General features: G+C 39.8%; 12 protein-coding genes. 5 read left to right on the forward strand and 7 right to left on the reverse strand.

The window, feature by feature from the left end:
- Positions 1 to 23: 23 nt before the first annotated feature.
- Both coxB and cyoE read right to left on the reverse strand, forming a co-directional pair.
- On the reverse strand, positions 24 to 1,106 hold the full coding sequence (coxB, locus tag ACSR9O_RS01195) for a cytochrome c oxidase subunit II (protein WP_101224554.1): 1,083 nt from the start codon (positions 1,104 to 1,106) through the stop codon (positions 24 to 26).
- Between the two features lie 253 nt (positions 1,107 to 1,359).
- Entirely contained in the window at positions 1,360 to 2,298 is a 939-nt protein-coding gene (gene cyoE, locus ACSR9O_RS01200; RefSeq protein WP_101224553.1) for a heme o synthase, read from the reverse strand.
- A 600-nt stretch (positions 2,299 to 2,898) separates the two neighbouring features.
- Between cyoE and ACSR9O_RS01205 the strand changes: the two genes are divergently transcribed.
- On the forward strand, positions 2,899 to 3,885 hold the full coding sequence (locus ACSR9O_RS01205) for a COX15/CtaA family protein (protein WP_101224733.1): 987 nt from the start codon (positions 2,899 to 2,901) through the stop codon (positions 3,883 to 3,885).
- Positions 3,886 to 4,063: 178 nt separating this feature from the next.
- On the opposite strand, the gene pyc is transcribed toward ACSR9O_RS01205, so the two are convergent.
- Both pyc and ACSR9O_RS01215 read right to left on the reverse strand, forming a co-directional pair.
- Complete coding sequence (pyc, locus tag ACSR9O_RS01210) at positions 4,064 to 7,501, reverse strand: pyruvate carboxylase (protein WP_491723804.1); 3,438 nt, start codon at positions 7,499 to 7,501, stop codon at positions 4,064 to 4,066.
- A gap of 571 nt (positions 7,502 to 8,072) precedes the next feature.
- Positions 8,073 to 8,354, reverse strand: a complete 282-nt coding sequence (locus ACSR9O_RS01215; protein ID WP_034313996.1) for an Fpa/YlaN family protein — start codon at positions 8,352 to 8,354, stop codon at positions 8,073 to 8,075.
- Between the two features lie 221 nt (positions 8,355 to 8,575).
- Between ACSR9O_RS01215 and ACSR9O_RS01220 the strand changes: the two genes are divergently transcribed.
- Positions 8,576 to 9,079 (forward strand): hypothetical protein, encoded by a 504-nt coding sequence (locus tag ACSR9O_RS01220; RefSeq protein WP_101224551.1) that lies wholly within the window; start codon positions 8,576 to 8,578, stop codon positions 9,077 to 9,079.
- 64 nt (positions 9,080 to 9,143) lie between these two features.
- Here ACSR9O_RS01220 and ACSR9O_RS01225 read toward each other — a convergent pair whose 3' ends face one another.
- Positions 9,144 to 10,475, reverse strand: a complete 1,332-nt coding sequence (locus ACSR9O_RS01225; protein WP_413243322.1) for a PhoH family protein — start codon at positions 10,473 to 10,475, stop codon at positions 9,144 to 9,146.
- 266 nt (positions 10,476 to 10,741) lie between these two features.
- On the opposite strand from ACSR9O_RS01225, the gene ACSR9O_RS01230 reads away from it, so the two are divergent.
- The 3 genes from ACSR9O_RS01230 to ACSR9O_RS01240 all read left to right on the forward strand — a co-directional run bounded on the left by ACSR9O_RS01230 (position 10,742) and on the right by ACSR9O_RS01240 (position 12,117).
- On the forward strand, positions 10,742 to 11,341 hold the full coding sequence (locus tag ACSR9O_RS01230; RefSeq protein ID WP_101224549.1) for a YhcN/YlaJ family sporulation lipoprotein: 600 nt from the start codon (positions 10,742 to 10,744) through the stop codon (positions 11,339 to 11,341).
- Between the two features lie 160 nt (positions 11,342 to 11,501).
- Positions 11,502 to 11,702: a YlaI family protein gene (locus tag ACSR9O_RS01235; RefSeq protein ID WP_072272690.1), complete on the forward strand. Its 201-nt coding sequence runs from the start codon at positions 11,502 to 11,504 to the stop codon at positions 11,700 to 11,702.
- Positions 11,692 to 12,117 (forward strand): hypothetical protein, encoded by a 426-nt coding sequence (locus ACSR9O_RS01240; RefSeq protein WP_260357024.1) that lies wholly within the window; start codon positions 11,692 to 11,694, stop codon positions 12,115 to 12,117. The genes ACSR9O_RS01235 and ACSR9O_RS01240 overlap by 11 nt, the downstream gene beginning before the upstream one ends.
- A 40-nt stretch (positions 12,118 to 12,157) precedes the next feature.
- On the opposite strand, the gene ACSR9O_RS01245 is transcribed toward ACSR9O_RS01240, so the two are convergent.
- Together ACSR9O_RS01245 and ACSR9O_RS01250 are read right to left on the reverse strand one after the other, a co-directional pair.
- Positions 12,158 to 12,442 (reverse strand): hypothetical protein, encoded by a 285-nt coding sequence (locus ACSR9O_RS01245; protein WP_101224732.1) that lies wholly within the window; start codon positions 12,440 to 12,442, stop codon positions 12,158 to 12,160.
- Between the two features lie 4 nt (positions 12,443 to 12,446).
- Positions 12,447 to 12,755, reverse strand: coding sequence for a YlaH-like family protein (locus ACSR9O_RS01250; protein ID WP_034314008.1), 309 nt, complete (start codon positions 12,753 to 12,755; stop codon positions 12,447 to 12,449).
- Between the last annotated feature and the right edge of the window lie 3 nt (positions 12,756 to 12,758).

A 12,758-nucleotide genomic window follows, 5' to 3' on the forward strand; every position in this document is an offset into this window, starting at 1 on the left:
ATTTAACCTCCTTAATCAATGTTCTATTTGTCTTCCACCTTAAGCTCTAATAGATAAGCTGCCAGTGCATTAATATCTGAATCCGAAAGTTCGCCGTAAGTACCGGTCATCGTGTTGCCCGGTTTATACTTCTCAGGATCCTTGATCCATTTTTTCACATTCTCTTCCGTATGATCCAATACGCCAGCCACTTTTTGGCGTTCACCGAATGTAGCGAGATTCGGAGCCTGACGAGCAGCTTCAGGCCTGCTGTCATTTGGTGTCACCGCATGGCAGCCTATACAACTTTGATTAAAGACATCTTCACCCTGTTTGGCTAGATCACCTTCAACGACAGGTTCCTTCGCGGCTTTCATATCTTTAGTCCAAGCTTCAAAATCGCTTTTGGACTTCGGTACGACCTTAAAATCCATCAAAGCATGTGAAGGACCGCAAAGTTCAGCACATTTTCCGTAAAACAAGTTGTTTGAATCTTCAGCCTTTTTACTATCGAATTCTAAGAAAAACTGATTGACCCCTTCTGTATTGGTATCCATCTTTCCTCCGGCAGACGGTACCCAGAATGAATGCTTAACATCTGAAGCAGTTAGATTGAAATACACTTTTTGATCGGTTGGCACAACCAAATCCTGACTTGTTACAACGCCAAGGTCCGGATATTCAAACTCCCACCAATAAAGGTTCGCCCTGACATTCACGACAAGTGCATCCTTTGTTTTTCCATCCTTATCTTTCTTATCCATTGCCTTTGTGTCGGCTAAGTCGAAAGTCGTGACGACGGTTGGAACAGCCAGAACAATTAAAAGAAGGATAGGAATAACAGTCCAGATAATTTCGAGTTTATGACTTCCTTCAATTTGTTTCGGTATTGTTTCGTCGCCTTCCTTCCGACGGAAGCGTAGTAAAACTACAACGAACAAAATAATCACAACAATAATAACCAGTACCATGATTAGTGTACTCAATATCAGTAAGTCATACTGAGATTGCGCAACATCGCCAGCTGGCTTCAGCGCGGATAGAAATGGTTCGCCGCAGCCCGAAAGGACAAGTCCTACAATACCCAGCAGAGCAATTAGGCGCCATTTGTGCAGCCTTTTTTTCATAGCTTCAGAAACCCCTCTTTCGTCAAAATTTTCTCACAAAAATAAAAATGGGCGCAATTGCGAATATTCTCTCTATGTCAATTTCTAAAAAGAAAGAATCCCTAAACTAAGGAATTATTAAGATGATCCATGTAACCGCTCTTATGTATGACCCCGTTGGTTCCGTTAATATGTATGAGTCGCGGTCAGTGCAATATATATCAGTAAGCTGGAGCCTGTAAAAGAACAGGCCGCCAGCTTATTTTAACCAAAACTAGATGAGAGTGACAATAACCATCGCTACAAATAAAATGGTCATATAATTTAAAGAATATACAAACATGGATGTTGCCCATTTAACATCATCTTTCTTTTTATACCCCTTAATTCCCAAAATAAGCCACCCCGTACTCAATAATGCAGCAAGAATAACTAGCGGTGTTCCTAATGGAGTTAAAAAGAAAGGTACAAACATTAAACAGACGATCCATAGCATGATCGACCTTTTTGCGGCCTTGAAGCCTTTTACGACCGGAAGCATAGGTACCCCGGCTGCACGATATTCTTCGACACGCCTCATTGCTAGTGCATAAAAATGAGGCGGCTGCCACAAGAACATGATCGCGAACAGGACCCAGGCGATCTTATCAAGGCCCGGGTCGACTGCAGCCCACCCGATAAGTGGAGGCACAGCTCCGGATATACTGCCTATAATCGTATTCGATACAAATCTACGCTTGAAAACCATGGTATATAAAACAACATAGGCGAAGACGCCGAATGCACCTAGTATGGCAGTTGTCATATTAGTCAATGCAAGTAAAATCAGCCCTGCAGCAATTAAGCCGAAACTTAACGCCAATACCTTTGAAGGCTGTACTTTTCCAGTTACCGTTGGACGGTTTTTCGTTCTTTCCATTAAATGATCGATATCTCGGTCATAATAATTATTGAAACTGCAAGATCCAGCCATAATGAGCGCCGAACCTGCAAGTGTATAAAACACTACATCTAGATTGTTTAAGAAGCTAAGCCCCGAAAAATGAAGAGCTAACCACACGCCGGTAAAAGCTGTAATTATATTTGAATTGACAATCCCCACTTTTATAAGTGCGAGAAAATCCTTCCAAGCTGTTGTTTCAGGTATATCCGATTGAAGGGCGGCTTTACTGTCCTCCATGACAGCTTCTGACAAACCCCTTGTTTCTGACATTTGTTTTCCTCCTTTAAATCATTCAGCACAGACGCAAATGCAAAAAAATACTTACATATGCTATAGAACATTATTTCATACTTTTCGATATTTGTAACCAAGGAAGCGTAAACAAAAAGTAAATTATTTACCAATGACCGTTGTCAATGGAATCCATCGAGAGCTATCATTCTTAATATCATGCTTAATAACAGTAAAATTTAGTAAAATCATTTCTTCAATATATTAAAACACATTTTTGGAAGCTTTTGTGAAAATTTTTCGGATAATTTTTGACCAATTTGTGTCTCAATAATTTACTGCTGTTAATTAGATGTTCATCAAGAACATGAATAGTATGCTGTTATCATCATCCCCTAGGCTCTATCCCTATTTTGCTCCTACTTGAAGGTTTACACTCCCTTTATTTCTATCAAAGTCTTTTGCAACTTTCAACTATTTCAGGCATTTTAATTAATAGCTATAATATAAACTGAACTTGTAAAATCATTCTATTTTGTGTAATATCGAGGAAGTTCGACAAATATTATGAAAAACCTTATGCTATTATTAATTTTAAGAACAATCCTATTTGCTACAGAGAAAAAGGTGGGACTACTAGTGAAATCGTCTCTTAAATGGTTTGCTGTTTTAACAACGATTGTAATGCTTTTCATCTTACTTGGTGGAGCTTTAGTCACGAAGACGGATTCCGGCATGGGTTGCGGCAGGTCCTGGCCATTGTGCAATGGCCAATTGATCCCGGACAAAATCACGATTGAATTGGTCATTGAGCTTTCCCATCGGCTCGTTTCAGGTGCTGGAGGATTCTTGGTTTTAATTTTATCGTATATGTCTTGGAAAAAAATCGGCCATATTCGTGAAGCGCGTTTCTTATCCGTCCTTTCTTTTGGTTTTCTGTTACTGCAAGGGTTGATTGGAGCCGCTGCCGTCATTTGGTCACAATCCGATTTCGTCCTTGCCCTTCATTTTGGCATATCGCTCATTTCCTTTGCTTCCGTCTTTTTACTGACATTGTTGATTTTTGAAGTAGACAAGAAGTTCGAAGCCGAAAAACTTATAGTTGACAAACGTATGAAATTCCATATTATTGGCGTATTGATTTTTTGTCTGGCAGTCGTCTATACGGGTGCTCTTGTAAGGCATACAGAATCCAGTCTTATCTGTAAGGATTGGCCTTTATGTGTAAATGACAGCGCTGCACTCCCCTCCAACCTTTATGAATGGATTCAGATGGGGCACCGTGCAATGGCAGGCGCTATTTTCATTTGGGTATCATATGTGGCTTATATCGCCAAAAAACATTACAAAAATCAAAAAGTTTTATATGGCGGTTGGATTGCTGCATTCATTCTCGTATTTTTACAGGTCACCGCTGGAGCCTTTATCATTTTCTCAAGGCAAAACTTATATATCGCATTGACACACGCATTGTTCATTGCCTGCTTTTTTGGTGTAATGAGCTATTTGATGCTATTGACATCAAGAAGTAAAAAAAATTCCCTAGCTCAGCAAAAAGGGAACTCCACGCACGCAGTCAAAGGACAGGATGAACAGGATATAACACCAACGGTACCCGCCCGTTAATGTCTGATTGTTCAATCAAATCCAAATAGACAAAACAAAAACCACCATTCCCGGGAATGGTGGTTTTTGTTTTGTCTCAAGATGACCGTACATTGCCTAAAAAGAGGGTACAGAGCAGCTTGAAATCTCAAGCATACCCCATATACCCCAAATCATTACAAGGTCACAGTCAGCTAGATTACTTAGTTATTTCAATCAATAAGTCTCCAGTACTGATCGCTTCTCCATCTTTAACATAAATATCTTTAATGGTCCCGGAGAATGGTGCTTGCACGGTAGTTTCCATTTTCATCGCTTCCGTAATGATTAGGTGATCACCCTGCTTGACCTGATCGCCTTTCTCGACAACTACGCGAATAACCGTACCTGGCATTGTCGCACCGAGTTGTTCTTTATTTTTTGGGTCTGCTTTCATTTTTGATACAACGGAAGATTTAATGTTTTCATCCTTGATGATCACTTCACGTGATTGACCATTCAACTCAAAATAAACGACCCTTGTTCCATCAGCCAATGGCTGACCGATTGAAACCAATTTTACGATGAGCGTTTTACCCTTTTCAATTTCAACTTCGATTTCTTCCCCTAGCCTCATGCCATATAAGAAAGTAGCGGTATCGAGGTTGGAAACATCTCCAAACAGCTCAATCGTTTTATTGTACTCCAGGAATACTTTTGGATATAGGGCATATGCAAGCACATCGAAATCAGTGACTGCCCGTCCCAATTCCTTGAATAATTCTTCTTTAAGTGCTGCAAAGTCCACTTCTTCCAATAATTCACCCGGTCTTACTATTATAGGTTTCTTCCCTTTCAGGATAACTTCCTGAAGCTCTTTAGGGAATCCCCCAACTGGCTGACCTAGATAGCCTTCGAATAACTCTATGACTGAATCAGGGAAATCGATGGAATTTCCTTTTGTCAGAACATCTTCTTCAGACAGGTTATTTTGTACCATGAATAAAGCCATATCCCCAACAACTTTGGATGAAGGAGTTACTTTAACGATATCGCCGAACATTACATTGACGCGCTGGTACATCTCTTTCACTTCATGCCAGCGGTCTCCCAGCCCCACTGCTTTGGCTTGCTGCTGCAGATTACTATATTGACCGCCTGGCATCTCGTGTTTGTAAACCTCGGTATGAGGTGCATTCATGCCGCTTTCGAAGTCATGATAGAATTTCCTGACCTCTCCCCAGTATTCTCCTAAACGCTCTAGAGAATCGACTTCCAATTTAGGCTGTCTGCTTGACCCCTCCAATGCATAATGAAGTGTTTGTACACTTGGCTGTGAAGTCAGTCCAGCCAAAGAACCAATCGCCGTATCAACGATATCCACACCAGCTTCGATCGCTTTAGAATACATGTAAATTCCATTTCCGCTTGTATCATGAGTATGCAGATGGATCGGAAGGGATGTCGATTCTTTCAGTTCCGATACAAGGCGGTAAGCAGCTTCAGGTTTCAAGAGGCCGGCCATATCCTTGATCGCTAAAATATGGGCACCGGCTTGTTCTAATTCCACCGCCATATTTTTATAGTATTCGATATTATACTTGCTGCGTGATGGGTCATTCAAATCCCCTGTATAACAAATGGCAGCTTCCGCAATTTTGCCTGATTGACGGACTGCATCAATAGCCAATTCCATTCCTTTAACCCAGTTTAAACTATCGAAGATACGGAAAACGTCAATGCCTGCATCCGCTGATTTCTCTACGAATTCACGAATGACATTATCAGGGTAATTTTTGTAACCAACTGCATTTGAAGCCCTTAATAGCATTTGCAAAAGGACATTCGGAGCTTTTTTCCTGAAACTTAACAGCCTGTCCCATGGATCTTCTTTCAAGAAGCGATATGCGACATCAAAAGTTGCCCCGCCCCACATCTCCATTGAAAATAAATCAGGAAGGAGTTTTGCTGTAGGCTCAGCGATATCAAGGATATCTTTCGACCTGATTCTCGTCGCCAGTAAAGATTGATGTGCATCACGGAAAGTCGTATCGGTGATCAATACCTCTTTCTGTTCTTTAATCCATTTGACCAGTCCCTCTGCACCTTGCTCTTCAAGTATATTTTTTGTACCAGAGATAAGCGGCAGACCACCAACATTCGGAATCGGAGCTGGATCAAAAACCGGCTTTTTCTTTTTCTCGACTCCCGGGAATCCATTCACGGTCACATTTCCGATATATGAAAGCATTTTTGTCCCACGGTCTTTCCTGATTGGGAAGCTAAATAATTCCGGTGTTGTATCAATGAATGATGTATCATATTCCCCATTTATGAATTTTTCATGTTTAACAACATTTTCAAGGAAGGGAATATTAGTTTTAATTCCACGAATCCTGAATTCCTTAAGGTTACGAACCATTTTGGAAGCTGCCTGCTCAAATGAAAGCGCATGAGTCGAAAGTTTAACGAGAAGGGAATCATAATATGGTGTGATGACCGCACCTTGGAACCCATTCCCTGCGTCCAGACGAACACCGAATCCCCCACCGGAACGGTAAACCATCATTTTCCCGGTATCGGGCATGAAATTATTCAATGGGTCCTCAGTCGTCACCCTTGATTGAATCGCATATCCATGAGTTTTAATTCCCGCTTGTTCGGGAATCCCGATCTTTTTGCCATGGAGTTCATGCCCTTCAGCTACCATGATTTGAGATTGAACGATATCAATGCCCGTAATCATTTCAGTAATGGTATGCTCAACCTGAACCCGTGGATTGACTTCAATAAAGTAAAATTCGCCATTTGCGACAAGGAACTCGACCGTACCAGCGTTCACATAATCAATATTTTTCGCCAACTTGACGGCTGCCTCACAAATCCTTTCCCTTAAATCTTCGGAAAGGGAAACGGAAGGTGCCACTTCCACAACTTTTTGATGCCGTCTCTGAACGGAACAGTCACGTTCATATAAATGGACGATATTCCCATGAGTATCAGCCAAAATCTGAACTTCGATATGCTTCGGATTTTGTATGAATCTCTCTACATAGACTTCATCATTACCAAAAGCTGCTTTAGCTTCTGATTTTGCGCGATCATAAGCCTCTTCAACTTCTTCGATTTTTTCGACGATCCGCATTCCGCGTCCGCCGCCGCCTAAAGAGGCTTTTATAATAATTGGAAAACCATATTGTTCACCAAATTCCTTGACTTCTTCAACACTGGTCACCGGTCCATCGCTACCAGGGATAACCGGAATATCAGCCAGTTCAGCTTGTGTTCTGGCTTTCACTTTGTCACCAAACATATCTAGGTGTCTTGATTCTGGTCCGATGAAGATTATGCCCTCTTCCTCACAACGTTTCGCAAAATCAATATTTTCTGAAAGAAAACCATAACCTGGATGAATCGCATCGACTCCGCTCATTTTGGCAATCGCAATTATGCCTTCAATATCCAGATATGCATCAATCGGCTTTTTGCCTTCCCCGACCAAATATGCCTCATCCGCTTTATATCTGTGATAAGAACCATAATCTTCCTTTGAATAGATTGCAACTGTGTGAATGTCTAATTCCGTACATGCACGAAAAATCCTTATCGCTATTTCCCCACGATTTGCCGCAAGTACTTTTTCTATACGTTTCGCCATTGCTACCACCCTAATCAATATGTATTTTTATTGAATATATAGAAAAAAAGCGTGAAAGATTTCCACCACTTTTTATTCATGAATTGATTTCCCAAATAAGGAGTCCAATCTGATTAAGCTCATTTTATCGCTGATGTAATTATTTCGATATATTTTATATTTTCGATTTTTACATTCGATAAAGTTTAAAAAGAGCCCTATACCATTAACAAATGAAAATTTAGCTATAATAATATATTATCAATTTAATTTAACATTCAATTAATATAACAATAATACTAAAATTAACTGAATACAATAAAAAAATAAAAAATTGCATATATTCGTATATAAAAACAAGGAATTAAATCTGATTTCCCACCAAGGCTCCAATGCCGCAGCAAAGGAACAGGACCATAAATTGCCAATTTCAAAATAAAAATTCAAAATAATTAAAAAACTCAAATTGAGCTTCCGAGGACCAATTAGTATGTCACTATTGGATATAGTATAACACTATTGATTAATTATGTACATAAATAAAAAACTCAAACAATCATCGAGATTTGTTTGAGTTAGTATGTTTTATCTATTATTTTTTTAATGATGCTTCATGCAAAACTGACAATTCCTGTTCAAGGGTTTCCAAAAGGGATTTACCCTCGGTTTCCTCTACCAAACCTAAGCGTACGGCAAAATCAATTTCTCTTGATAGACCGAACATTTGTGTATCAAGGACCTCTTCATATAAAGGACATTGAGGCATAGTGAGATTTTCCATTTGAACTTTTATCAGTTTTAGAATCTTGTCAGCATCTGCTTTTAATAAAGCATAAGCTTTTTCTCGATGATTGACAAGCATATCAGATGCCATGTTAAATCCCCCCGCTCAGAGCGATTAAATCTTATCTTTAAATTCTACCTTTAGTTTTGTGAAAAAGCAAGGACATTGACAAACAATTTGCCATTGAGATAACACTATCACCTCTCAAATGAATATACCCAGCCATGAAAATTGTTCACCATCGTGAAGATGTGACAATTCAATTATAATTGATTATAATCATTAAAGAGCAACAGAAAGGAATGAGATATTTGGAACCCATCGTATTTATAAATGGAAAAGTGAAATATCCAATTACACTAGATCCCGGAGTATGGATTTTTGATGACCGTAAAGTTGAAATAAATACATATTTCCACGCAGAAAGAGTCCAAGTCAATGAATTAGAAGAATATACGATTGCTGCCTCCAAACATTGGCAAAAAGAAATACAGGAAGGCGCAATAATGCCACCCACATTAAAAACGGAACGAAAGTTCGAGAAGCAAAGATTGCTGGAAGGGACTTTCGGCATCCCTTTTGAACCTTTTTTAAAAAATGCCGAACCTGAAAATGGGGTAACTGAAGTCATCGTTACAACCGATGATGAGGAGCTTACATTCCCATTGGAAACGGCACTTGAATTTTTCCTGGGCTTTTCCAAGGAAGGAAAGCCGCTTAAAATATCCGAGGGCGGTCCTTTGGAAATTTATTTCGGAGACGCTTCCAACATCAATGATCCGATAAAAAATGTTCGGTCTTTCACTGTTAAATAAGAATTAGTCCATTCTCGCCAAAAACTTTAGAGCAATCGGCAAGGGATATCCCTTGCCGATTGCATTATAAAAGCGTAGCTGCCAGCTGGGCCAATCCAGATCTTTCCCCTTTTATCAATTTAACGTGGCCTGCAATACGCTCGGTCTTGAATTTTTCCACCACATATGTCAAACCATTATTATATTCATCTAAATACGGATGATCTATTTGTTCCGGATCTCCCATTAACACAATTTTGCTTCGCTCCCCGACCCTCGTCAAAATGGTCTTGACCTCATGTTTCGTTAAGTTCTGCGCTTCATCGATGATGATGAACTGATCCGGGATGCTCCTTCCCCTGATATAGGTGAGGGCTTCCACTTCGATCGAACTCATGCCTGCTAAAATGGCATCCAATTCCCCAGGTTTTTTCGTATTGAACAAAAATTCGAGATTATCAAAAATAGGCTGCATCCATGGTCTTAATTTTTCTTCTTTTTCCCCTGGCAGATAACCAATATCTTTACCAACCGGAACAATGGGCCTGGCAACCAAAAGTTTCTTATATTGTGACAAATCTTCAGTTTGCATCAATCCTGTCGCCAATGCCAATAAAGTCTTACCTGTCCCAGCCTTACCAATGAGCGTCACAAGCTTGATGTCCGAACGGAGCAACAAATCTAGGGCCATCGTCTGCTGGACATTTCTCGGTTTTATTCCCCAAATATGTTCCCCTTCATACATCAATTTCTTAACGAACCTGCAATTCTCATCCACAATCCCTATCGCAGAAGCTGAACTGCCCAGCGTGTCCTTCATCAACAGGAATTGATTTGGATAATATGAATCTTTTGTAAGTTCTTCCAATGCCAGAAAACTTTTTTCATAAAACTTATTCAGATTATCAATCGATACAAACACTTCTTTGTGCCCAGCGTAAATATGGTCCAGTTCTACGACACGGTCATTTAAAAAGTCCTCTGCCTCAAGACCGATTGCATCAGCCTTGACCCTGACGAGTGTATCTTTACTAACCAAAATGACCGTTTTTCCTGCTTCCTTCGTCTCTTCTTCCAATGATAAATTTTTCGCGACTGCCAATATCCTGTTATCATTCGTTTTCTCCACAAAAATTTCCTGAAGCTTATGAAATGAACGATGGTTGAGTTCAATCCTTATGCTGCCTCCATTATGAAGCGGAATGCTCTGATGAAGCTTCCCTTTTTCCCGAAAGCCATCGATCAATTTCGATACTTGCCTGGCATTCCTTCCGATTTCATCCATGTACCTTTTTTTCGAATCCAATTCTTCTAATACGACTGCTGGAATGACAACTTCATTATCTTCGAATGAATAAATCGAATACGGATCCTGCAACAGGACATTCGTATCTAAAACATAGATTTTTTTCCCCAATATGACGCCTCCTGCCTGCTCTATAGGATATGCCTTACCATTTACTACACTCAGCATTTATGTAGCGGACGAGACTGTTGATAAAATATATGTTCCTTTGCATAAAGATAGAAGAACATTTACAGACTATAAAGAAAACTTCCAGCAAAGAATGCAATCCCCAACATTGATAACACCATGTTTCACTGCATTTTATACTTATATGCATCAGACTTGGTAGTGATGGACAGGCTGGAACAAAAAAAGAGCATTAAGGAGGTTTTACATTGCGAAAAATCATATTGCCGCTCGCTGCGGTTCTGTTGATGTCAGGTTGCACAATGGATAATAATAACGAAGTGTCTGAAAATAACACGAAAAACAATATAACGAAAGTCAATAATACGACCATTAAGGAGGCAGACAGAAATACCGGCCAGCAAACAGCGGAAAGACTCACCGGTTTGGCTAAATCCATTCCGGAGGTGAACGATGCCACCGCAGTCGTACTTGGCAAATATGCCATCGTCGGAATAGATATTGACCAAGATATTGAGCGTTCACAGGTCGGAACGATAAAGTACTCTGTTGGAGAAACTTTAAAACATGATCCTGAAGGTGCAAATGCCCTCATCGTCGCTGACCCGGATATAAATGAGCGGATCAGGGAGGTGGCCAGAGACATTAAAGACGGTAAACCGGTAACCGGGATACTAAATGAACTGGCTGACATCACAAGTCGAGTCATTCCTGAGGTTCCTGGTGATATTTTAACCCCAACGCCGTCCAAGAACATTGAAAATGAAAAAAATAAACTTGATGATGAAACGGAAAGAAAAGAACTCGATAAAGAGCAAAATGATCAATCCAATCACTTTAAAGAATGAATTTTCCTGACCCGAAGTGAATCTTCGGGTTTTTTGTCTATACCCGCCATGCACCAAGTAACATTAACTTTCAAATGTCAGTTTCACTTTATCCTCGTTTTACCATAAAAATATTGGTATACTTAAAAGCATATTCGAATTGAAGTGAGGTTCAACTAATATGAAGGTTAAATGTGTAATATGCGATCAAATTGAATCTATACCTGACGATAGCCCAGAAGCAAAGAAACTTCGAAACCGTCCTATACATACCTATATGTGCAATACATGCAACCAACGCATAGAAGAGCGTACGAACGAACGGATTGCAACCGGAAACTTCCGTCTGTACCGGACGATCAAAAATGAAGATGAATGGTAGAATATTTTATAAAGTTTGCCTGATTGGTCTCATCAATGGAGTTCTGCTTGGATTGATAATGAAGTGGGTAGAAATGTTTTCCGGCAAGCAAGTGTATAAGCTTTTATTGAATGTGGATTTCCTTCCTCTAATTGGAGCTGTTTCCTGGAGTGAGACATCATTGTTCTTTTTCCATCTCCTTTTTTCACTTGCCATTACGTTTATTTACGCTTATATTCTTCATCCTTTGAAAATTTTCAGGAGATGGAACGAATACGCACTTGCTTTTATCACGATCATTCCCGCCATCATGCTTTACTTCCCACTATCTGCGCTGTCTAAAACAGAAGTTGTCCTTCCTTCTGATTTGACAGCTTTCTTTTTGTGGACAATCTTACATCTTTTTTACGGACTTTTCCTCCCTAAAGCCATATAAAAAAAAGAACCGTGCGTAAATCGCACGGTTCTTTTTATCATTACTCGATATTTTTATACTTTTCTGGCTCTAACTGAATTTGGTCTAACATGATATCAATCAATTCAATCGGATAACGTTGCTTTTTCATTTCGTCTCCCAAAAGGTACTCGACGAAATAAAAAGGTTCTGTCTTTGTAACCGAATCGATTATCACCTGATGATCGTCTTTCAGCATCTGCATGAAAAACATTTCTGTATCGCGTGCAGCTGTATCATCAGGCCTTGCATCACAGACAACTTTGATCGTCAACCAATTGTATAAAGCATCCTGTAATGATTTCATCATCTTAAGCCTGTTCTTCTTTTCTCGAATTATGAAGACGGATCCTATAAATCCCCAGAACAAGCGAAGCGATGACTAATGCTTCCCCCATAGGAAGAAACACCGCAAAGAAAGAAAGAAGGGTACATCCAAGTGCCATTACCACATAAATGACCACATTTTTTAGCAATGGTAACTTTTTGGCAAAACCTAACTGATAGACAAGGATGCATAATCCAAAGACCGTCAAATATAAATACCACATTCCTGCTTCAGGATTTTCATCCACTCTGTACAATGCTGCAAAAAATGATAATCGCTCTTGGATATCCAATCT

It is taken from the genome of Peribacillus sp. B65, assembly GCF_058513295.1.

What these genes read in the sequence shown, in the direction of transcription:
- ACSR9O_RS01235 (WP_072272690.1), top strand. Translation starts at nt 11,502, where the DNA reads ATGAAGGTTAAATGTGTAATATGCGATCAAATTGAATCTATACCTGAC.
- cyoE (WP_101224553.1), bottom strand. Translation starts at nt 2,298, where the DNA reads ATGTCAGAAACAAGGGGTTTGTCAGAAGCTGTCATGGAGGACAGTAAA.
- ACSR9O_RS01245 (WP_101224732.1), bottom strand. Translation starts at nt 12,442, where the DNA reads ATGAAATCATTACAGGATGCTTTATACAATTGGTTGACGATCAAAGTT.
- ACSR9O_RS01240 (WP_260357024.1), top strand. Translation starts at nt 11,692, where the DNA reads ATGAATGGTAGAATATTTTATAAAGTTTGCCTGATTGGTCTCATCAAT.
- ACSR9O_RS01215 (WP_034313996.1), bottom strand. Translation starts at nt 8,354, where the DNA reads ATGGCATCTGATATGCTTGTCAATCATCGAGAAAAAGCTTATGCTTTA.
- coxB (WP_101224554.1), bottom strand. Translation starts at nt 1,106, where the DNA reads ATGAAAAAAAGGCTGCACAAATGGCGCCTAATTGCTCTGCTGGGTATT.
- pyc (WP_491723804.1), bottom strand. Translation starts at nt 7,501, where the DNA reads ATGGCGAAACGTATAGAAAAAGTACTTGCGGCAAATCGTGGGGAAATA.